The organism is Veronia nyctiphanis (assembly GCF_004116385.1).
Lineage (GTDB): Bacteria > Pseudomonadota > Gammaproteobacteria > Enterobacterales > Vibrionaceae > Veronia > Veronia nyctiphanis.
In genome coordinates, this window is the sequence record NZ_PEIB01000011.1 from 94,354 (window position 1) to 116,307 (window position 21,954).

Below are 21,954 nucleotides of genomic sequence, written 5' to 3' on the forward strand. Positions count from 1 at the left end.
AATTGTATACAATTTCACTGTCGCTAACTCTCTCATGCAAATGATCTCACCAAAAGTTTTGAAGCATAGAGCGTGAATACGACACATTGAGTGCATACAGGTTTGACTACACTTTAGAGAGTGTTTTTCAGTGAGACAGGGAGAGATAGGATGGCGACACTATGGATAAAGTCACCACTGGCGATTTGGACTGGCAACAACGATGATGCAAGCGGTGGTTTCGTTGTTGATGGGGACAAAATCGTTGAGCTCGTCGCGAGCGGCGGTGCGCCTTCCTGCCATTTTGATGACGTCTTCGATGCATCACAACACGTTATTTTGCCGGGCCTGATTAACGCACATCATCACTTTTATCAAACCCTGACCCGCGCCTACCCAGACGCACTTGATAAAGAACTTTTTCATTGGCTGAAGGCCTTGTATCCAGTTTGGGCAGGTCTTGACGAAGAAATGATGAGGTTATCAACGCAGCTCGCTTCCGTCGAATTACTGTTATCAGGGTGCACAACAGCATCAGATCACCACTACCTCATCCCTCATGGGCTGGAACACGCCATTGATATTCAGGTGCAAGAAACCGAGAAACTCGGATTACGCACAGTGCTCACACGCGGGTCTATGAGCTTGGTAAAGACCAAGGAGGCTTCCGCCTCGTCATACCATTCAAACAGAGCAACAAATACTGGATGACAGCCTTCGTCTCATTGATTCTTATCATCAAGCAAGTCACGGTGCAATGACACAAATTGCCCTTGCGCCCTGCTCACCTTTTTCAGTCACCACAGATTTGATGAAAGAAACTGCCAAGTTGGCTGCGGATAAACAGGTGATGGTGCATACCCATTTATGTGAAACGGAAGATGAAGAAGCGTTCTGTCTTGAGAAATTTGGTATGCGGCCCGTTGATTATCTTGAGCACGTTGGCTGGTTGAACAGTCGTACATGGTTAGCCCATGGCATCCATTTTAATGAAGAAGAGATCTTTCGCCTCGGTGCAGCGGGTGTAGGCATATGCCACTGCCCAAGTTCAAATATGATGTTGGCCTCTGGGATTTGCCGTAACCTCGAACTGGAGGCTGCAGGCGCAAATATTGGCCTTGGTGTTGATGGCTCAGCCTCTAACGATGGTTCAAACCTCGTCAACGAGTTACGCATGGCTACATATATACAACGGTTGCGTTATGGCTCGGCAAAAATAAGTCATTTAGACGCGTTCAGGTGGGCGACCAAAGGCTCAGCAGCGTGTCTTGGCAGAACCGATATTGGCGAGCTACAGGCAGGAAAAATGGCTGATATTGCCATGTTCAAACTCGACGACATTCGCTTTTCCGGCAGCCATGACCCACTGGCTGCATTGGTACTTTGTGGTGCACAACACGCAGACAGGGTAATGGTGAACGGAGCTTGGCGCGTTGAGGATGGACCGTCAATCAACTTGACGTCAATTCACTCATCCATCAGCATCGAGCGGCAGCGAAAAGACTTGCCAGCAAAATGAGCCAAGCTAAATAGGCGATTGTCAGTTTGTAGGCCATCCCGGCTCATATCTCCAGACATAATGGGTCAAATACGTATCACTGCCGTCAGTTTGACCCGCTAAACTTTTACCATAATCTCACTGAGACACAGAGCCTCTTGACCTCCCTCTACAGTATTTTGTAAAAAATAAGCCGTTTATTTTACGTCAGCCCCGAACTTTCGACTCTTTCGTGACTCCAAAGAAAGCCGAAGCGTTCGTGTTAGGCATATTCAGAGTCAAAAATAATAGGATTAAATGTTTCAGCTTATGTTGGTGAATCTGTTTCAACGGCTAAATGCCTATCTCGAAAGTCAGGTTATCGGTCAGCCTGAACTGGTTAAAGAACTTCTTATCGCACTGTTGGCGGACGGTCATATTTTGGTCGAAGGTCCGCCTGGCCTTGCTAAGACACGGGCCGTTAAAGTCTTATCTGACTGTATCGAAGGCGACTTTCATCGCATTCAGTTCACACCTGACTTACTGCCTGCTGACCTGACTGGTACTGACATCTTCCGCCCGGAAACAGGCGATTTCAGTTTTCAAAAAGGGCCGATTTTTAACGCACTGATCCTCGCCGATGAGATCAACCGTGCACCGGCGAAAGTGCAGGCTGCCATGCTCGAAGCCATGGCGGAAAAGCAAGTTACGGCAGGTGGTAAAACTCACACATTACCAGAGCTTTTCCTCGTCATGGCCACACAAAATCCGATTGAGCAAGAAGGCACTTATCCGTTGCCGGAAGCGCAACTAGACCGCTTTCTCATGCAACTGAACGTGAGCTTCCCCGGTGAAGAAAGCGAACTCGCGATTTTACGGCTTAATCGTGGTGAGGCGTTGGGCGAAACAGCCGCTGACACTGTTCATATCTCTCAGCCTGAGATTTTTGAGGCGCGTAAGGCAGTGCTGACTATCCATATGGCAGAAGATGTTGAGCGGTATATTATCCGTCTTTCTATGGCAACCAGAGAGCCCGGACGCTACAGCGACAAACTCGATAGCTGGTTACAAATGGGAGTAAGTCCTCGGGCTACACTGGCACTCGATCGATGTGCCCGTGCTCATGCTTGGTTGAGTGGTCGTGATTATGTCACGCCAGAAGACGTGCAAAAAATGGCTTACCCAGTCTTGCGCCACCGTCTTCTGCTGAGCTATGAAGCTCAAGCAGAAGGTATTCAGGCTGACTTACTGATTGATGAACTGTTGAATCAGGTCGCCGCAGTATGACACAAGAGCAACAACTTCCACGTTACAGTGACGGGGTGACCTTGTCTTTACCTGAAATGCTGCAATACAAAAGCCAAACCATACGTTGGCTTCCTCCCGCAAAAAGCGTGTGGTCACAGATGAGCGGCCAACACAGGAGTTCCGCCAAAGGGCGCGGAATGAATTTTGCCGAAGTGCGATTGTATCAGGCGGGTGACGATATTCGTGCTATCGATTGGCGTGTTACCGCAAGAACGGGCAAAGCCCACACGAAACTGTTTAGCGAAGAGCGCGAACAACCCGTTATGTTGATGGTAGATCTTAGCGCTTCGATGCAATTTGGCTCTAAGCTATTACTGAAATCCGTTCAGGCAGCACATTTTGCAAGCTTACTCAGTTGGATAGCTGTTGGCGAGAAAGACAGAGTTGGAACCGTCATATCGAACGGTTTGTCTTTGAGAGATTGTAAACCTACCGCGCGTCAACAAGGGCCTTTGAATGTCATCAATACGCTGATTGAGGCGCAACAAGAGGTTCAGCAAGAACACCGAGAGCAGCATGAAAAACACACCTTCTCCAAGGCATTGCAGCACCTTCATCACCTCTGCCCCAAGGGGAGTGAAATAGTCATTATCAGCGACTTTCAGTCACTCAACGATAATGACAGACTGACGCTCAGCCGCATGCGACAGCATAACCGCATTCAATTCGTCCGGATCAGTGATCCTCTTGAACGAGGCCAAACGGACTTCAGAGGAACAGAACAAGTCAGTGACCGCAAACAGTCTGCATGGCTTGATTTCTCATCAGCAAGAACCCGCAGTCGATTCAGTCTCCATTTTCAGCAACATCAGGATTTCATCAAAGATATGGCGCGCGCTCTTGCCATTCCAGTGCACTCTCTCTCGGCAGCAGAGCCGCTTCTGGCCCAACTGACATCTGGCTTGTCGAATAAAGTGGCAACAACGCAGACAAGAGGTAAACCGATGTGAGTCAGGATATAAAAACCACGCCTCTTCCCCTGGCTGACATTCACCTCGTTGATGCGCCTACGTACTGGCCATTAGCATGGGGCTGGTGGCTGGTATTCGTCGTTGCAGTTGTACTTATTGTCATTGCTATTATTAGGTTCAGAAAAAATACTAGAAACAGGGCCGCGCAACGACAGGCCCTCCAGCAGCTTGACGGCCTAAATTCTTCAAACGGGCTGACAGCGGTCAATGAATTACTTAGAAAAGCCGCGCTTAGCTATTTTCCTCGCGACCATGTAGCAAAACTCTCAGGTCACAACTGGCTGGCTTTTTTGGATACGACTCAAGGTAATTCGTCTTCCTTTACTGACTTATCAGAGACTTGGCGCAAAGGGCTATTCTCGTCAGAATCACTCTCTGAGGAAGAATTCAGACAATGCCATGACGTAGCCAGGAAATGGCTGAAACACGCCCTTCCGCCGGCAAAAAGCAATCAGGGCGTATACCGGGAGAAAGTTGCCGGAGGCAGAATGTTTGAGTTCGCATGGCCACTGGCATTTGTATTGTTGCCTCTGCCACTGTTGGTTTATTTCTTTGTTAAACCGATTGTACGTCAGGCACCGATAACGCTTCCCAGCCTCCCTTCGGGATTGGCTGAACGACAGCCCGGCACAATTTGGCGAAAAGCGCTCATGGCACTTTTCTGGTTTGCACTTGTTGCGGCCTGCGCGCGACCCGTTTGGTTTGGCGATCCGGTTGATATCAACCAGAACACCGAGACCTGATGTTGACCATTGATTTGTCTTTGTCGATGGAAACCGAGGACATGAAAACAACTGCTGGGATGACTGACCGACTATCTGCGGTAAAAACTGTTGTCAGTGATTTCATCAAGCAACGTCCCGGTGACCGCCTTGGTCTGGTTGTTTTTGGCGAGCATGCCTACCTACAAACCCCGCTGACCTTTGACAGACAAACTGTTCAGGAGCAACTTGAGCGCACCATAGCCGGAATGATTGGTAACAGCACATCTATTGGTGAAGGGCTTGGCATTGCCACGAAAACCTTTATCGATAGCGACGCCCCTCAACGGGTGATTATCCTGCTCAGTGATGGGGCAAATACATCCGGCGTGCTCGACCCGATAGAAGCCGCCGAACTGGCTAAAGAACACAATGTCACGATCTACACAGTGGGTGTAGGTGCCGACGAAATACTTCATCGCAGTTTCTTTGGCACAGAACGTATCAACCCCTCACGTGATCTCGATGAGGCCACACTGACAAAAATTGCTGCTCTGACAGGAGGAAAGTACTTCCGTGCCCGTAACCCAAAAGAATTAGAGAACATCTATCAGCTCATCAACCAGCTAGAGCCAGTCAACACCGCCGAGCAAACATGGAGACCCAGAGACGAGCTTTTCCGTTATCCATTGACAGTCGCGCTTGTTCTTTCTGTTTTCATCGTGTTGTTAAGGAGACAATATGGCTGAGTTTACTTTCCTCTATCCCGTTTGGTTTTTAGCCTTAGCACCCTTGTTACTGATCCTGCCTCTGCTTGTCCGCGGTCGTCGTCAATCTGGACTCATAGCCGACCACCTAACAAAATACATGGGAGTTGAGCAGACGACGCCGCGTGTCCTACCCCTTATTCTGTTGGGTTTAGGCTGGGTTTTAGCGGTGATAACATTGGCAGGCCCAAGTTGGCAGAAAACAACTATCCCTGCATACCACCTTGCGGGCTCCCGTGTATTGGTAATGGATATGTCTCGCTCAATGTATGCCACGGATGTGGCACCAAACCGCTTGTCACAAGCAAGGTTCAAAGCTCTTGATTTGCTGCCCGGCTGGAAAGAAGGGGCTACGGCGCTGGTTGCTTACGCTGGAGACGCTTATGTGATCAGTCCACTGACTGATGACAGCGCAACATTAGCCAACCAAATACCTTCATTGTCGCCAGAATTGATTCCCTACCCCGGCAGTAATGCCTCGGCGGGTATTGAACAGGCAATCCAATTACTGAATCAGGCTGGTCATCATTCAGGTGACATTATTTTAATTACTGACGGTGTGAACAGCCAAGAGGCATCTGATTTAGAAAGAACCCTCGCAGATACACCATATCGGCTATCGGTACTTGCCGTTGGGACGCAACAAGGCGCCCCTATCCAATTACCTGATGGCAGCTTACTGAATGAAAACGGAAAGCCCGTTGTCGCAAAGCTTCAAATTAATGAACTCGCGACACTGATAAACAAAACAGGCGGCGTGCTCCGATTTGTAAGAAGTGACGGAAAAGACATTGATGCAATAATCGCCCGCACAGCAACAACGGGGACAGACACCGAAAAGTCTGAAGGGCAAACATTGGAAGAAAAACAAAATGGCGGATTTTGGTTAATTGTTCCTTTGCTGATCCTGAGTCTGTTTGGATTTAGACGCGGACTTGTTGTTGCAATAGCACTGTGCATTATGCCGATAAGCCATTCTTACGCAGGTGTTTGGAAAACCGAAGACCAAATCGCTCATGAGGCTTTCGAACAAGGGAATTATGATGCCGCTGCGAAAGGGTTTGCAGACAAGCGATGGAAAGGTATCGCAAGCTATCGCGCAGGTGATTACGAGGGGGCTATCCAAGCGCTAGAAGAAGAAAGAGATCCTAATTCAAGGTATAACCTTGGTAACGCTTACGCGCAAAATGGCGATTATGACAAAGCGATAGAAACTTACGATAAGTTGCTTAAAGAGCACCCTGATTTCAGTGATGCCAGCAAGAACCTTGAAAAAGTTAAAGCTGCAAAACAGCAACAGCAACAGCAACAGCAACAGCAACAGCAACAGCAACAGCAACAGCAACAGCAACAGCAACAGCAACAAGATAAGAACAAGGAATCTGACAAATCACAACAAGATTCAGAACAGAATCAAGACGGCAGTGAGGGTTCCGAACAGCAAAATGAGCAGACACAATCTTCATCGGCTCAAAATCAACAATCCGACAACCAGCAAGAGTCGCAACAATCTGGCGAAAATGCTGACCAATCTGACGGCAATCATCAACAAGCTACGGGTAAACCCGAACCAAATAACCATGATGAGCAGCAAGAAAAAGATGATCAACAAGCGTCTTCTGAGCAAAGTGGCCATGGCGAAGAGGCAGAGAGTCCAGCTCCCTCTTCCGACGGTTCAGAAGCAAAAGATGAAAATGAACAATCTGCCCGCGCTGGAGAATCAGGCACACCATCTGATGCTCTTCAACAAAGTAATCCTACGTTGAAGAAACTTGAGCAGGTTCCCAATGACCCAAGTGGCCTCATACGGGCACAAATACTCCTTCAGGCGCGACAAAAGCAAGCACCGGAATCAGCAGAAAAGAGCTGGTAGTCAGACACATGAAAGGATTTTATAACAACGTGAAAAAGTCACATTTTTTCAAAACGTTTTTACTTTTTGTCTTATTTGCCTTTGCAGGCATGTCGAATGCCCGTGCACTGGAGGCGGTCGCTACGGTCAGTGACAACCCCGTCTCCGTCAATCAAGTCTTTGAGCTGACGGTGACTGTCAACGGCAATGTTGATTCTGACAGCTTAGACATATCCTCGCTTAAGCAGGATTTTCAGGTCGGTAGACCCAGTGTTTCAAGCGCCACAAACTGGATTAATGGTGAGTTTTCACAAAATGTGACCTGGAAAATAGGTCTGGCTGCGCGTAAAGAAGGGACGTTTACGATCCCCTCACTCGATATATCCGGTGCTAAAACAACCCCCATCAGGGTAAAGGTAAAAAAAGCCAACATTAACGCTACGCAACAATTAGATATTCAGATAGAGACATCACTTGAAAGAACGACACTTTATGTGGGTGAAAGTACACGTTATCAGCTCCGTATTTTTATCGCTGAAAACCTACAAGAAGCGAGCCTGACGGCACCTTCCGCGCCCGGGCTCAGTGTCGAACAGATCGGCGAAGATCAAAGACAGGATGTCGTGAAAAACGGCAAGCGCTACTTGATGATAACGCGTACCTATCAGGTAACGCCGCAAGTGGATGGAACAATGACGATCACGGGCTCACAGCTCATAGGCAGTGTCGTCCGGCAAGGCAGACGATTTGGCTCTTCAGTCAATATCCCTGTTGACCGCAAATCAGACGACATTACATTATCCGTCGCACCGATCCCTGCGTCCTTCAAAGGGCTTTGGTTACCGACCCCTGACCTCAATCTACTTCAGGATTGGCAACCAGAATCAACCACCGTTGCAGCCGGAGAGCCGATCACACGTATTATCACACTCAGGGTTAAAAACGTCAGTCAGAGCCGTCTTCCTGATATTAAACTGAGCTATCCAGACAGTGTGCGTGTTTATGACGAAAAACCAATATATGGTGATGAAGATGGCTACACCATCATGACACTTAAGCAAGTCATTATCCCAAAGTCAGAGGGAAGCATAACACTGCCCGGCCTGGTTATTCCCTGGTGGGACACTGTTTCAGGGACAGAAAAGAGCAGCGAGATCTCCCCACTGACACTCACGGTCACTCCGGCCAAAGAACAAAGCTTACCGACGGTGGGCACCAGCCCTGTTCAAGTGGCACCTCAAACACAAAACGTCAATGATGTAGTGACAATCGTTGATGCAGGTATTTGGCCCTATGTGAGCGCCCTTCTCGGTGTTTTGTGGCTGGCCACTGCCACAGGCTGGGTTGTTACCAGCCGCCGTCAGCGCATTGATTCACCGGACTTTTCCTTTAATGCTCCAACCAGATCGGAAAATTTGTTTGACGCTGTAAAAGAGAATCATCCTATTCAGATTCAGAATGCTTATAAACGCTGGCGGCAAGATAACCATCCTAAGAAAATTAAAGATAGCGTTAAGCACGAAATAGAAAAAATGAATGCCTCGATGTACAGCAAAGAGACCACATCTTGGGACAACAAAAAACTCTTGGAGATGCTTGAAAAAAGTAATGGAAAGAAGCTTCAAGAAAATCGTACGGATACGGATTTAGCACCTCTGGTGCCATCTAATAACCGCTGAGTGGGATGACGAAAAGGCAGGGACCTCATCCGCCTTTTGTTTTGACCACTCAGGTATTGTTTTGAAAATCAGAAATACGTACGAGGAAACATGAAGAGACAAATTGGCTTCACATTGATTGAATTGGTTGTCGTCATTGTGCTGACAAGCATTTTGGCTGTCACTGCCGCCCCCAAATTCCTCAACCTTGGGAACGACGCTAACGAGGCTGATCTGCAGAGCTTAAAAGGTACAATAATCGATGCGGCTAATATCGTGCATTCCAAAGCAATACTGGAAGGAAAAACTAAACAGAAACTTACACGTTTGGCAGATGGCACACAGGTGCATTTCGGATGGCCAACAGGCACAGGAGAAGGCGAGAGCATTCTTAATGTGATCGATGGTTTGGAAACAGGATGGAAAATAAACAAGTACGCTGATGTCCAATCGGAGGAGTTTTACCTTAGCAGCAACCTAAAACGGTGCGTCAAATACGAAACAGAACCTAGCTGGATCCCGCCATTAGTTGAAGTTGTCGACTGTAGGCATCTTACTTAAATGGGTAATAAAAAGCCGCTTAAAGCGGCTTTTTATTACCCATTATTCAGCAGCATCATCAAAATGGCTGTACAGATTTTTCCATTACTTCGACAAGCGTATACTTGTACGGGCTTGCATTAGCCTGGACACCACTTCCAGAAAAAGCCTTCTCAACAGCCATTTTCACTTTGTAATGATACCCCTCTTGAAAGCGGAACCCCTGAATCTGGTCGTAAAAAAGCTCACCATCAACCACCAAACACTTCCCGGGGATCAATCCCACGCAGAATTCTTTCTTTGGTGCGATATCTACCACCAGCAAATCTGCATCCGGAGAGATTCTCGGTTTAAACAGCGGTACATCGATGTTAGGAAGCTGAGGGTTGCTGCAGGCAGCCAATAAAATCGACACATGCAGAACGAGCGCTTTTTTAAACATAACTCACCAATATAGCCATACCATTAGGATCGGGCGCATTTTAATCGAAATACCCGCAGAATATCATCTATTTTTACATCAATATGACGCTGGGCCACCTGAAAATATCGCATCGATACCCATTGCGTACTATCCGCCCAACAAAGCATCTGCGCAAAAAACATTCAACAATATGGCTTCGATTTTTGACAACAGATCAAGTAAGCACGAGTAGTTTGCTCTCAAATATGACAAAAGTGTTTACCCTAGATAGTGCAACAGCAGAAAACTAAGGGAATCCTAAATTAATTTCTCAACCCCAACACACATTTGCGGCGTTGTCTGCTCTACAGTAGTGCAGGTGCTCGATTAAGGGATAAATTATGCGCTCGTTAAATTCATGGCTCGAAGAGTATTCTGAAAGCCACCAAAATAAAACCAATAAATTCATCCATTATTTTGCCGTTCCAAGTATCTATTTCACAGTGATGGGCTTTCTCTATGCTCTGCCCGCTATACCTGCTCTGCCCGGCGAGTGGTGGAATAATTGGATGGTACTGATAATGCCGGTGGTCATGGTTTTTTACTTCAGCCTTTCATTAGCTTTAGGCATTGGCATGAGCCTCTTCACTGCTTTGTGTTACTACCTGCTTGTTATGTACGAACAGGCAGGGATCAGCACGGTATTTGAAATGAGCTTGGCATTGTTTGTGGTTATGTGGATATTCCAGTTCGTCGGCCACAAAATAGAAGGGAAGAAGCCATCTTTCTTCAAAGATATACAATTTTTGCTAATTGGCCCTGCATGGGTTGTTGTGTGGATGCAAAAAGCAATCGTTAATCGATAGATCCAGTACCGAAAAACAATGGGATAAATTCGTAAACGGACGTATGAATAGCCTCCATAAAAGCTGCCTACCAAGGCAGCTCATTTCCATCAAAGTTTAAGAACTTTCCACTTTGTGCAATATCGCTATCCAGTATCACGGACATTAATCCCGCCACGCTCTCTTCTACGTCAATGAGTGCGTTGGGCCCGCCCATGTCAGTCTTTACCCAACCAGGATGTAGCGCTAAAACGGTAAAGTCATCATTAGAGAGATCGTTACTCAAACTCTTAACCACAGAGTTAAGCGCCGCTTTCGATGAGCGATATATGTATCCACCGCCAGAGGTATTTTCCTTCATACTGCCAACTTTTGACGATAAACAGGCTATTTTTCTGCCTGATCCTGCCATCAGGTTAGGGTAAACGGCTTCAATCAGCTTAAGCGGCGCAATGGTGTTTATCTCCAATACCTGCCGCCATTCTTCTTCGTCAGTATTACCAAAGCCATAACCTTTAGGGCCAAAGTACCCTGCATTGTTTATGAGTATGTCGATAGCTGGAAGTTGCTTTACCAGGTCGGGTAACGCTTTATAATTTGTCACATCAAATTGAATCAATGTCAGCCTATCTTCTTTGTCCAAGAGTTTGATAAGAGTGTCAGCGCTTTTTGCGTCACGATAGGTGGCAAACACACGAAACTGAGACTTGAGACACTGCTTTACAAACTCAAGGCCGATACCGCGATTTGCACCCGTGATAAGTACTGTTTTCATGCTCAATATTCTCCGCAGATTATTTTTCAAAACATAAGACGCTCTCTGGATCCTGTCTTTTGTTATTGAGTGCCTCAATAGGCTTTCTCATAACTGTCATCAACTTATCGTTCAAAAACTCGCTATTCAATGTTTGTTCAAGGTGATGTTGCAGTATGATTGATGACATTGGTCATATTGATGAATATCCAATAACAGTACGAATGAGGTTGATGTAATGTCTGGATTGAAGGTTCAAGCGCCAATGAGCCTATTATCTTTTTACATGGTGGCGGTGGTGCAGCTCGGATGTGGGAACCACAGATTGTCGCGTTTAGTGGAGGTTACCACTGTATCGCACCAGATTTACCTGCTCATGGTGACAATAAGATTGAACATACATTTACGATCAGCAGTGCAGCTAATTATGTCATCGAGGTAATTGAAAAGCTTGCGGCAAATTCAAAGGTACATTTGGTTGGGCTTTCAATGGGGGCACAAATCGCTCTAAATCTTTTCGATCGACGTCCTGATCTGTTTGCCAGCTGCCTGGCTAGTAGCCCATCGCTGATACCACAACCTGGTGCCAAATGGTTGACTGGCAGCTTGATGTATCACTCCTATAAATGGTGCCTTCAGCCACTCAACAATTTTCTGTGGTGGTCAGAGCTTAATCGGCGGTATTCGGCAGGGGTTCCCAGTCAGTACGCAGACGCCTTTTTCCAGAATTTACAAAAAGTGGATGCCAAATCATTTATTGAGACATTAGCAGCAAATCAAACCTTCAGGTTGGCAAAAGATTGGCAGACTTCGGTACCCACGCTTGTTGTCGCTGGGCAGGGAGAGCATAAAACCATGCTGGAATCCATCAACCAATTGCAGGGTAAGCACAACGTTACGGTCGGGCTTATTGAACATGATTCATCGATTAAATTGGCGCAGCAGCATAACTGGAGTATTTCTGTACCAAACGCATTTAATCAGTTGTTGCGTGCTTGGTTTACTGAACAACAGTTGCCTGACAATGTAACGGTTTTATAGGTCAAACATAGGGTTGCGTCATGCTATCTAATTGCTAACTTAAGGTTTTGCGCACCGAGGTTAAGTTGCGGTTCATCAACTGCTACGGCAAAAGGTTATTGGTGTGCGAGCCATTTTGATACCTGTTCATCGAACATTGGGCATGAGTAAGGGTTAGCGCGAAACTAGGTAGGTCTGATATGAACGCAAGTCGTGTAAATCCAGAAACAAAAAACGCTGCCAAGAGGCAGCGCTTGAATTGTTTGTCTGATGTTACACCTGTTTCCAGGCCCCACTGCTCACTGGTTGCAGGGTTATCACCCTTGGTCCAGTAGCGTGCTTCGTAGGTGACACCGTCAACAACAACCTGATCACCGGTATTATAAACCTTATCTGCATTCCACGCATTTGGGTCTACTTCACCGCCAGAGCCTGTGCCATCGCCGTTACCCGGTTTTTCCAGTTTTTCTACAACAGTCACTTCTGGCCATCTTGCGTGTGAACCATAGAAATTGGTCACACACTTCTGGTAGTCGCCCGGTACAAGTGCAGAGTATGCTGTTTGATAACCCACCAGCTCACATTCGAATGAGAAGCCTTCAGGGCGGTCTGCATAGTATTTCCAGTTGCCGTCCCAGTTAGTGTACAGAACGTCTGTTGCACCGTTCAGGTTGAGGCTACCGTAAGGCGTTTGCTGCCAGCAGGTATTCTTCTCATCTGCGCCGATGGCAATCTGATAATGCTCAGCCAAGCCTTCCCAGTAACGAATACGGTTGACTGGCTGACCCTTAGTCTTGTTCTGCTCACCACACTCAATGCCGCCATTGATGATATTGATTGTCGTACCAAAACCGTAACCAATGCCCGCTTCTTTCTCACGCAGTGACGGTGACCAAGTTCCATCAATAACGTGAAGCATTGCTGGTTTAGGTGCCTGAGGTGTCAGGAAGAACCAAATTGCTGACGCTAGATTAAGCCATGAATCTGCTACTAAACCCGGGCTCTCAAGCAAAACGGTCGCGTCGCCGTCAAACATGGCTTCAGAGAACATGCCGTAGTTAAAGTGGTAAGAAAGCTGTTTCGCACCACGACCAAAGTAGCCTTCGCCCGCCGTACAAGGCCAACGCTTGTTCTGCCAGTCGTTCTGGCCACAACCCGTGGTGTAACCTTCTTGTCCTTCTGACCAACCCATTTCACGAACGTGAACTAGTGCCTGTTGCCACTCTTCAAGGGCTAATGGGTTATCAGACGTGTTATCAATAGCAATGTGTCCGCCCGTCTCTTGTGAGAAGTGAGCAAAGGCGGTGACAATTGAACGCTCACAGATAGCATCTGCATCGCGGTTATCCGCGTAGTCGCCGCAGAATGCCGGGAACTTACCGATTGCGCGAAGGAAACGCGTGTAGGTATATTCAGGTGCAGCCATCTGAGTCAGGAAGTTCCACTCAGATTCAGGGAAAACACGTTCAACACGTTTTACGTTATCTGGGTTGCTGGCGAGCCCCGTGTCGATAGCTTCAACAACGTTGTTTGGACGCGTCTCCAGTGCTTTCGCCCAGATTTTGTACATAGGGTCTGAAGTTAACGCAGCTTCCGCTGCTTCAATTTCCGCTTTCTCAACCAAATAAGCGCCTTGCTTTTCAGGGTCAGGCTGGGGAGACATGGTAATTGCACTCTGGCAGAGAAACTCATGCCGACCAATAGTGCTAGCAGTCCTTTTTTCATAAAAATCATTCCTTGTTTCAGGACAATGTAGGGTACAGAGTTTTTTATTCACGCTCTTTTATTGTTAAGCCATGTACCCTGCCCCGAAAACACTCTACCCATCCGTTAACAAGGAGATAGTATGTCATCGTATGATTGCAGAATAACTCCGGCGCTCAGGTACATGGCGAGGCTGAATATATAGTGAAAGCGTACAGCTTCTCAATAACGTGACATTTGAATTACAGTCAGAACGAACATCAGAATTCAGACGATTTAACTGTGCCGTAAAGCCACTACGAGCAGAAATGCTTGGATATGAAGGACTGGTAACGGATAGGCGAGATAATAAATAGCATTATCAATATTTCACTATTGTTTCAGTGATGCGAGATATTTCAAATCTATCAATAGGTGCTGTTTCATGATGTTTCAAACACCTGAGCTGAAAGCCAAAGCGTAAAGAAGATCAAAAAGGCCACGGGTTCCTGAACAAGAAAGAACACCATGGCCTTAATTTAAAGCAGTGAGTAGTTACTCGGCGCTGGTAGAAGAAATCTTATGAATCGCCAAGTCTGCTCCGCGATATTCATCTTCTTCAGACAGACGTAAGCCGATAGCCAACTTCAACACGCCGTACACCAAGAAAGCACCCGCCACCGCAACAGTAATACCCAGAAGCGTACCCATGATCTGAACAGTGAGGCTAACACCACCGAGGCCACCCAGAGAAGATGCGCCGAAGATACCCGCTGCGATACCACCCCATGCGCCACAAAGACCGTGAAGTGGCCATACACCCAGTACATCGTCTATTTGAGTTTTATTTTGCAGATAGGTAAACACGTAAACGAACAGTGCACCGGCTACGAGGCCTGTTACCAAAGCGCCAATTGGGTGCATCAAGTCTGAGCCTGCGCAAATTGCCACCAAACCAGCCAACGGGCCATTATGGATAAAGCCCGGGTCATTCTTACCCGCTACCATCGCAGCCAAAATACCGCCGACCATCGCCATTAGCGAGTTCATCGCGACCAGACCACTGATTCCATTCAGTGTTTGCGCAGACATGACGTTGAAACCAAACCAGCCCACAGCAAGGATCCACGCTCCCAGCGCCAAGAAAGGAATGTTTGATGGTGCGAAGTTAGTATGCTTACCCGCTCTTACACGACCGTTTCTCATGCCAAGAAACAGAACAGCAATCAGTGCAATCCAGCCACCAACACCATGTACAACCACAGATCCGGCAAAGTCGTGGAACCCAACACCGTAGCTTTCTTCAAACCATGCTTGTAGACCGAAGTTGCCGTTCCAGATCATGCCCTCGAAAAGTGGGTATACAAGTGCGACTGTCAGGAATGTTGCAGCTAGAATAGGGTAAAAACGCGCTCTTTCGGCAATGCCTCCCGACACAATAGCCGGAATCGCTGCTGCAAATGTGAGCAAGAAGAAAAACTTAACCAGCTCGTATCCATTCCCCTGAGAGAGTGTTTCGGCATCAGCGAAGAAGGTGCCACCGTATGCGACCCAGTAGCCGATAAAGAAGTAAGCGATAGCTGACACGCCAAAGTCAGCAAGGATTTTAACCAAGGCATTCACTTGGTTTTTGTGTCGGACGGTACCGACTTCAAGAAAAGCAAACCCCGCATGCATCAGGAACACCATAATGGCACCCAATAATAAAAACATTGTGTCGGAACTCTGCGTCAGTGTCTGTACCGCGCCATGTACTTCGGTCACTGATGTGGTCATTACTTGTACTCTCCGTTGTATTTCGCACACTTCCTGTGCGTGTTTTATTTTTATTCACCAAGTTGGTGATTAAGTCCAATCAGAAGATTTCAAGCAATACACGTACCAAGTCGCCCCAAGCATTTAATCCGTTATTAAACAATCAATTAAATAGTTAGGGTCATCTTTCATGGTGTGAATATGCATTAAATGAGGGCATAAAATTCTCATCGCGCACTCACATGGTGCATTTAGGTCGCACAACAATTAGGCAGGTGGCACATAGAGAGGTTATAGCGCTAACGAATAGATCAGGGACGATAATAGTCTATGAATAGGTTAATCAGTGGTGGCCCATTGAGTAATGAAGTTCGAAATAAGATTTGCTTTCTCCAACGGAAGCATATGCCCTTTTCCATCGAAGACTTTTTGTTGCACACTCTGTCTCGAGGCAACGAGGCTTTCACACCAAGGGACATCTACCAGCGGATCGTGTTTGCTGTAAACCAAACTTATCGGGACAGTTAATTGCGACAAAACATCTAAGAGATCATCTCTCTCGGTCGTCGCTGATATTTGCCGGATGAATTCCTCTCTACCTAACTGCGCATCCATATCCATCATAATTTCGATAATGCTCTGCGAACAAGTTTCCGGATCAAGAAAAGCAGCGGCTTTTCTCTCTGTCATTCCTTGGTATTTACCGCTTTGCAGCGCACTCAATAACAACTTACGGTGGGAAATTTCGGCATGACTCAGGGCACATGGGCTGTTCGAAATGATCATCAGCTTTGAAACAAGCTCCGGATAACGTGAGGTCAGGCTTGCAGCCAAATAACCGCCAAGAGAAAAGCCAACAAGGGGAATGTTCATTCCAGATAAACGCTGCCGAAGATTATCGACGATATCATCGATAGATTCGCCAGCGGATATAGGTAGATGATGAAGCCGAACAGAGGAAGGCGTAACGAGATGTTGCCATAACGCCTTATTGCACATGGTACCGGGTAGTAGATAAATATCTACCGGTTGCTCTTGTTCAGCCACTCGGGTCTTCTCAAGCGTATTCTTGCTTCAGGTATGCAATGATATCATCCGATTCATACAACCAGCGTACGCTATCGCCCTCTTCGATCCGCAAGCATGGTACCTGTCGTTTACCACCACCAGTAACTAACTCTTCGAGATACTGCTTATTCTCCCTGATATTACGCGTTTCGAGACCTAAACCCATCAGTTTGACGGCAGCACGAACTTTAATACAAAACGGGCAAGCATTGAAATGATAGAGCTGGATCCCTGCGATATCTTTTGCCATAACGAAAACCTCCTTGAAAACGCTTCTTAGAGGAGTTTATCGCATAACAAGCTTCCATGTTGTGCATCATTAGTGAGGAGTTTGATCTAGCAGGCACTAATTTAGTCATTAATTAGCGGGATCCTGATACTTTGTAGAGTACATCTGCACCAGATTACGCCCAAGCTCCTTGGCGCTGTAGAGAGCCTTGTCAGCTCTCACTAACACATTCTGTGTTACTTCTTCTACGATCTTTTCTTCTTTTGTACAGGCTAAACCAATAGACACCGTGATGCATTTCGAATCAGTTCCACCACTGTGCGGAATACCCATTTCCTCAACACGCTCACACAAGTCTTGAGCATGATTAAAGCCTTGATCTTCATTATCAGCAGTCAACACCAGCATAAACTCCTCTCCTCCAAGCCTGAATGCGAAGCCAGACTTTTCTCGCGCAAAAGCATCGAGTTCACCAGAAACGAGCACCAGTGCGTTGTCACCATAGATGTGGCCATAGGTATCGTTGTAAGCCTTAAAGTGATCAATATCGATATAGAGGCCGCACAGCATTTTCTCAGGGTGCTCTTTCCTGAGAAGTTGCAGTTTTTCTGTCAAAGACCGTCGATTTAATAAGCCCGTCAGAGGGTCTCGACGCGACAGATCATCCAACTCACGATTTTGACGAGCCACATTGTCGATAAGCTTGCTAAATTGTCTCGAAAGCTCACCGATCTCGTCCTGACGCCTTAGCCCCGGTGATGATTGATGTTCCAGTTCAGAAATACTGCCCTTCATATGCTCCGACAGCGCTTTTAGTGGTGTCGAAATACTGAAAGATAAAAACATCAGCAAGGGATAGAGAGAAAAATCGTGACGATAAACTCTCTGATGCTGTCTTCGATAAACAGTCTCTTCAGGCGTGTAATATCACTGATATCAAAGAGTAATTCAGCATGCCCTGCATACCCATTCTTCAACAGCACTTTGACGTAAAGGTACTCACGCTCAAGATCGACATGGCTTAGCCCTTTACTTCGGAAATGATTAAGATCCATTAAATTTGTGGCATTGTACATCTTACTCTTTTCATACAAGTCTTTCGATTCACCGAGTCGCTCAAGGAGAAAGTTCACTTTTACCAAATCTGCACTCTTGTCAGATTTCCTCTCTTCGAGTCGCTTTATTCTTTGATTGAGGTTAGCAGCGTAATTCTTCTCGAAATGAACACGCCATAACAGACTGGAATCTCTGTCATAAGCAATAGATATGGGTTGATTGTTGAAACTCGACTTCCCATTCACCAACAAATATCTCAGGCCATGTTGTTTGGATAAGTCTGATTTGAAGCTCGGCAACAAAAGGCGCGCGTAGTTACTGCCTGTAGCCGCATCACTGATGTAAGAGACCAATGACACTATGCTGCTCTCTCTTGCGTCAATAGAGCTTTTTATTAGAGAGCTCACTGCATTTTTGTAGTTGTAATACGTGATCCCAACTATCACCAACGATACTAGAAGCAGATGAGAAACGAAGATTTTTGTTCTAATCGAGTTCATGATCAGTTCTTATTTGTAAACACATCAATGATTGGCGTGGAACAAGTACCGCCCCGGCATATCTCTTTGTAACCGATATGACATGAGTAACAGGTTTCTACATGCAACGACGGGTGTGTATGACTTATATCATTACCGACTCTGTCATAAGTGCCATAAAGTGCCTCGCCTGCTAGATGCTCGGTAACAAAAATAATGTCCTGATCCTCGAATATCGCGACAGCCGTTGTGCCGTCATCGTAAGGACCATGCTCTCCGTAGGAAGAAAGTTTATTTTCAGGGACAAAAATATTTATCTTTGTTCCCTGTCCATGGTTAATCCAGTTGTACATCTTGACGGTTTCTTGAAGAAACGTTGGTGTAGATTCGGGCAAGACAACATCTTTAGCAGGAATGACGCTCTGCTTAACCAACACCATCTCATCCAAATTTTCAGGAAAGGTTGCATTGGAAACCGCAAAACTTGCGCCGCTGATAAGCATAAGAGCACAAAAGATACATCTTTTCACAGCTGACTCCCTCCAAGTCATAAATGTCATTATTTTTCAAGACATGTCGCTGTTAGCTTGAGCACTAAGGTCCGCATCACGGTCGTTTTTATTGGCCTTTGAAGAACGAGTCCACAGCTGGCTCTCCAAGTAGTAAAAAAGCAGCGCTGACTCTAACGGTCAGATACTGGGTTTTCTTCAACGATGTATGCGTTTCTATCCGTTTACATTGGGTAGAAAAAGCCGCCTCCGGAAGGTTCCAGTAACAAGCAAAAGAGGAGGCTGCCCAAATTTATTTCGCGTCTCGAAAAATAGAAAGTGACTCGATTTCAACACGTTTTAGGGAGGCTGATAAGGCGATACGGGAGAACAAAATACAAACAATTGATGTTCTGCCCAAAATAAAATGTTACGGGTTGCATTAGGAAGGCATGAAAAGTGATGCTTTACCAAGCTTTTATATTGAATAAATACTCAGTTTCACCCACTACCATAATGTGTTCTGTCGCTTTTCTTCACAGTTTCTAAATACAAATTCAAGAGACTTTTCCCTCTTTCGAGCATGAGCAGATCATATTTCATGGTGAACATGATTCAGCTTTTGATTTGAGCAGCCAGTACTTGCTCATGCATCTTTGTCACCCTAGCCTCAACCCCTTGGTGATGACTTCATCAATCATAAAAACGACAAATCGCCAGATAATAGTACCGCTCTATATGCACTCAGGGAGAGAGTATTTATGAAACAACTTTTGCCGCTGTTGGTCGTTTCCGCAGTGATAACAGGAGCAGGCTGTAAAAGTGTGCTTCCATCTGGACAACCCGACTCTGATTATCAAGCGACTCTTCCAGAAAAGCTCAGCAAACAACTGATGACTCTGAACAACGAACCTGCACAGTCGTTCCGAGGTAAAACGCTAAATTTCCATTTCGATGAAAGTAAAGGACTCTTAACGCTCGTTCACCGTGCAAGGGGGAACCGTTGGCAATGGCAATTGAGTAAAGAAGAAGCCAATCTGCAGACTAAAGAATTTGCCTGTAACACCTACATAAATGCAGTGCGTGCCGGGCTGGGTGTTCGTCAGTGGTTCACAGGTGCTGGTGGATTTGCCACTGATACCTTCTCCTATAAAGACTGCAATTAGGGAGTCGGTAACTTATAAAAAAGCAATGAATCAGGAACGTTGATGAAGGATACAGAAAAACATCTCTGCTTTTGATTGAGAGCTAAACGCCAAACTTTCGCTCGTACCTGGGAAGCATCGTTTCGTTGCCTAACAAACCACCCTGATGGATATACATCAGCGGGGTTTGTCGCAAAGATGCTTGCTCAAGCAATGACGGCCACATCAAGGGGTCATAGAGAAGCTCAAACTCAACGCCAGTTTGTTCTTTCAGCTTTTGCCAAATCAGGTAATCCTCTCTATACAGTTTGCCGAAATGATGTTTTCTGTGCGGCAATATTTTTGGAAAGCTTTTCATTTCTGGCGCTAATCCACGCCATTGCTGACGCAAATAAGCCTCTCCGCCCACACAGGCGCAGGTGAGCACATTAACACCCTCATCGGCGAAATGTTTGTGCAAGTACAAAGATGTCGTGCCAGTGCCCGATGGCAATGCTACGTTGAGTTCCTTCAATGACAGACTATTCTTCCATTCAATGATCTCTTGTGCCAAACCTTTCACCCCTTCCTCAGCAAAATCGAACCGACCGCCTTCTGGAATAATCAGAGCATCCGGACCAGGCTGTCGAACTGCATCAATATATTGTGCTGGATGAAGGTCGCCGCGGCCTTCTAGTTTGGAAAGGTCTATCACATCAGCACCCAATGACATAGCTGCCGCATAGTTACCTCGTGGGTTCTCTACTAACCATACGGGAATACGATCAACATAGAATTCCAACCGCCAGCCTTTCAGCTGAGCCAGTGCAGCGAGAGAATAAAGTGAATTCGCCTGCGCTGAGCCGTAACTTATCACCGTAGTAATGTCGCCATGAGATTGCGCCAACAAGGACGCGAATTTTCTTGCTTTGTTGCCACTGAATGTAGGATGTAACAAATCATCCCGTTTTAAATAGAAGCAAAGATCATCGATTTTATGTTCACTGACTGGGCTGGCGTTCAGTTTCATGGCGGGCTGCAATTGCGGATACTCGTCGCAAGTGTAGGGTTTTCATGATGAGAAAATCAAGCACACAAAGACACCACAATTCGTCGAGTGACATGTTAAGGGTGTCAGACGAATGTTTTTTGCCAAAAGTCTGTCTGAGGATGTTTAGGATTAGGTTTTAAAAACGTCCAGCCAGATTTTTCATAGTGACTTAACGCTCTCCCATTTTCACGACTCACAGAGAGAATCGCCCCCTTGCATCCCTGCTCCATTAACCTGTTCTCAAGATAGGCCTGAGCCTGTTCTGCAAAACCTAACCCTCTTACTTGCTCACATAAGTACACCAAATGCACGTAGCCAAAGTCTGGCTTAAAGGAAAACGTTTTGAATTCGAGTTGTCCGACTATCTCTCCATCTTTCCACAAGTGAAGATAAAACCACTGCGGCTCTCGCATCCTTTTCCTGATTTTTTGCTCATAACCTTCTATTGAAGTGGTAAAACCATCAAGGCTTCCAAAGCTGCATCTAAATGAATCCTCGCGAAATGCATGACACTTAGAAAAATCATTATCAATATTAATGGGTAAAAAGCATAGCAATGACAACCTCCAGCTCATCACGATAAACCGTTTGATGATAGCTTTTCTCTCTGCGAGTAACAGATTTTATTACAGATAATCAGAGCCAATTAATATTTATGGATGGCCAAGCCTCCTCCCCGTAACACCCCTGGTAACCTCCATACTGCTTCAATCAGGAATTCAACAAAGAACAAGAGAGCATACGTT

The 21,954-nt window shown here is 46.2% G+C and carries 19 protein-coding genes and 3 pseudogenes; 11 read left to right on the forward strand and 11 right to left on the reverse strand.

Annotated features, from left to right (window positions below):
- Nucleotides 1–150: 150 nt before the first annotated feature.
- From CS022_RS10895 to CS022_RS27700, 8 genes and pseudogenes are all read left to right on the forward strand, one after another.
- Nucleotides 151–1,512: pseudogene (locus tag CS022_RS10895) on the forward strand (8-oxoguanine deaminase).
- 274 nt (nucleotides 1,513–1,786) lie between these two features.
- The gene (locus CS022_RS10900) at nucleotides 1,787–2,743 is read left to right on the forward strand and encodes an AAA family ATPase (protein WP_129122333.1); all 957 of its coding nucleotides are present in this window, start codon (nucleotides 1,787–1,789) and stop codon (nucleotides 2,741–2,743) included.
- Nucleotides 2,740–3,714 (forward strand): DUF58 domain-containing protein, encoded by a 975-nt coding sequence (locus tag CS022_RS10905; protein WP_129122299.1) that lies wholly within the window; start codon nucleotides 2,740–2,742, stop codon nucleotides 3,712–3,714. The genes CS022_RS10900 and CS022_RS10905 overlap by 4 nt, the downstream gene beginning before the upstream one ends.
- Nucleotides 3,711–4,151, forward strand: a pseudogene (locus tag CS022_RS10910) (DUF4381 domain-containing protein); the annotation flags it as partial. The gene CS022_RS10905 and the pseudogene CS022_RS10910, both read left to right, overlap by 4 nt.
- Before the next feature lie 72 nt (nucleotides 4,152–4,223).
- Nucleotides 4,224–5,185, forward strand: a pseudogene (locus tag CS022_RS10915) (vWA domain-containing protein).
- On the forward strand, nucleotides 5,178–7,076 hold the full coding sequence (locus CS022_RS10920; protein ID WP_129122300.1) for a vWA domain-containing protein: 1,899 nt from the start codon (nucleotides 5,178–5,180) through the stop codon (nucleotides 7,074–7,076). The pseudogene CS022_RS10915 and the gene CS022_RS10920 overlap by 8 nt, the downstream one beginning before the upstream one ends.
- Before the next feature lie 29 nt (nucleotides 7,077–7,105).
- On the forward strand, nucleotides 7,106–8,734 hold the full coding sequence (locus tag CS022_RS10925) for a BatD family protein (protein ID WP_161569609.1): 1,629 nt from the start codon (nucleotides 7,106–7,108) through the stop codon (nucleotides 8,732–8,734).
- A 90-nt stretch (nucleotides 8,735–8,824) separates the two neighbouring features.
- Entirely contained in the window at nucleotides 8,825–9,274 is a 450-nt protein-coding gene (locus CS022_RS27700; protein ID WP_129122302.1) for a type II secretion system protein, read from the forward strand.
- Nucleotides 9,275–9,332: 58 nt separating this feature from the next.
- Here the strand turns inward: CS022_RS27700 and CS022_RS10935 are convergent, their stop codons facing one another.
- Nucleotides 9,333–9,695 (reverse strand): DUF4377 domain-containing protein, encoded by a 363-nt coding sequence (locus CS022_RS10935; protein ID WP_129122303.1) that lies wholly within the window; start codon nucleotides 9,693–9,695, stop codon nucleotides 9,333–9,335.
- Between the two features lie 362 nt (nucleotides 9,696–10,057).
- On the opposite strand from CS022_RS10935, the gene CS022_RS10940 reads away from it, so the two are divergent.
- Nucleotides 10,058–10,522, forward strand: coding sequence for an Mpo1 family 2-hydroxy fatty acid dioxygenase (locus CS022_RS10940; RefSeq protein WP_129122304.1), 465 nt, complete (start codon nucleotides 10,058–10,060; stop codon nucleotides 10,520–10,522).
- A gap of 67 nt (nucleotides 10,523–10,589) precedes the next feature.
- On the opposite strand, the gene CS022_RS10945 is transcribed toward CS022_RS10940, so the two are convergent.
- Nucleotides 10,590–11,276, reverse strand: coding sequence for an SDR family oxidoreductase (locus tag CS022_RS10945; protein ID WP_129122305.1), 687 nt, complete (start codon nucleotides 11,274–11,276; stop codon nucleotides 10,590–10,592).
- A gap of 255 nt (nucleotides 11,277–11,531) precedes the next feature.
- On the opposite strand from CS022_RS10945, the gene CS022_RS10950 reads away from it, so the two are divergent.
- A complete protein-coding gene (locus tag CS022_RS10950) occupies nucleotides 11,532–12,296 on the forward strand; it encodes an alpha/beta fold hydrolase (RefSeq protein WP_268967892.1) in 765 nt (254 codons plus the stop codon).
- A gap of 82 nt (nucleotides 12,297–12,378) precedes the next feature.
- Here CS022_RS10950 and CS022_RS10955 read toward each other — a convergent pair whose 3' ends face one another.
- From CS022_RS10955 to CS022_RS26300, 7 genes are all read right to left on the reverse strand, one after another.
- Nucleotides 12,379–13,938, reverse strand: coding sequence for a chitinase (locus tag CS022_RS10955; protein WP_408057232.1), 1,560 nt, complete (start codon nucleotides 13,936–13,938; stop codon nucleotides 12,379–12,381).
- Nucleotides 13,939–14,513: 575 nt separating this feature from the next.
- Nucleotides 14,514–15,734, reverse strand: a complete 1,221-nt coding sequence (locus CS022_RS10960) for an ammonium transporter (protein WP_129122307.1) — start codon at nucleotides 15,732–15,734, stop codon at nucleotides 14,514–14,516.
- Between the two features lie 318 nt (nucleotides 15,735–16,052).
- On the reverse strand, nucleotides 16,053–16,760 hold the full coding sequence (locus CS022_RS10965) for an alpha/beta fold hydrolase (protein WP_129122308.1): 708 nt from the start codon (nucleotides 16,758–16,760) through the stop codon (nucleotides 16,053–16,055).
- Between the two features lie 10 nt (nucleotides 16,761–16,770).
- On the reverse strand, nucleotides 16,771–17,031 hold the full coding sequence (locus CS022_RS10970; RefSeq protein ID WP_129122309.1) for a glutathione S-transferase N-terminal domain-containing protein: 261 nt from the start codon (nucleotides 17,029–17,031) through the stop codon (nucleotides 16,771–16,773).
- 108 nt (nucleotides 17,032–17,139) lie between these two features.
- Nucleotides 17,140–17,805: a GGDEF domain-containing protein gene (locus CS022_RS10975; RefSeq protein WP_161569610.1), complete on the reverse strand. Its 666-nt coding sequence runs from the start codon at nucleotides 17,803–17,805 to the stop codon at nucleotides 17,140–17,142.
- A gap of 50 nt (nucleotides 17,806–17,855) precedes the next feature.
- A complete protein-coding gene (locus CS022_RS10980) occupies nucleotides 17,856–18,566 on the reverse strand; it encodes a hypothetical protein (RefSeq protein ID WP_129122311.1) in 711 nt (236 codons plus the stop codon).
- A 2-nt stretch (nucleotides 18,567–18,568) separates the two neighbouring features.
- Nucleotides 18,569–19,075 carry a hypothetical protein gene (locus CS022_RS26300; protein ID WP_328590347.1) on the reverse strand — a complete coding sequence of 169 codons (507 nt, stop codon included), beginning with the start codon at nucleotides 19,073–19,075 and terminating at the stop codon, nucleotides 18,569–18,571.
- Nucleotides 19,076–19,794: 719 nt separating this feature from the next.
- Here CS022_RS26300 and CS022_RS10990 point away from each other — a divergent pair.
- Entirely contained in the window at nucleotides 19,795–20,199 is a 405-nt protein-coding gene (locus CS022_RS10990; RefSeq protein WP_129122312.1) for a hypothetical protein, read from the forward strand.
- 82 nt (nucleotides 20,200–20,281) lie between these two features.
- On the opposite strand, the gene CS022_RS10995 is transcribed toward CS022_RS10990, so the two are convergent.
- Nucleotides 20,282–21,187: a 1-aminocyclopropane-1-carboxylate deaminase/D-cysteine desulfhydrase gene (locus CS022_RS10995; protein ID WP_129122313.1), complete on the reverse strand. Its 906-nt coding sequence runs from the start codon at nucleotides 21,185–21,187 to the stop codon at nucleotides 20,282–20,284.
- A 104-nt stretch (nucleotides 21,188–21,291) separates the two neighbouring features.
- A complete protein-coding gene (locus tag CS022_RS11000; protein ID WP_129122314.1) occupies nucleotides 21,292–21,783 on the reverse strand; it encodes a GNAT family N-acetyltransferase in 492 nt (163 codons plus the stop codon).
- Between the last annotated feature and the right edge of the window lie 171 nt (nucleotides 21,784–21,954).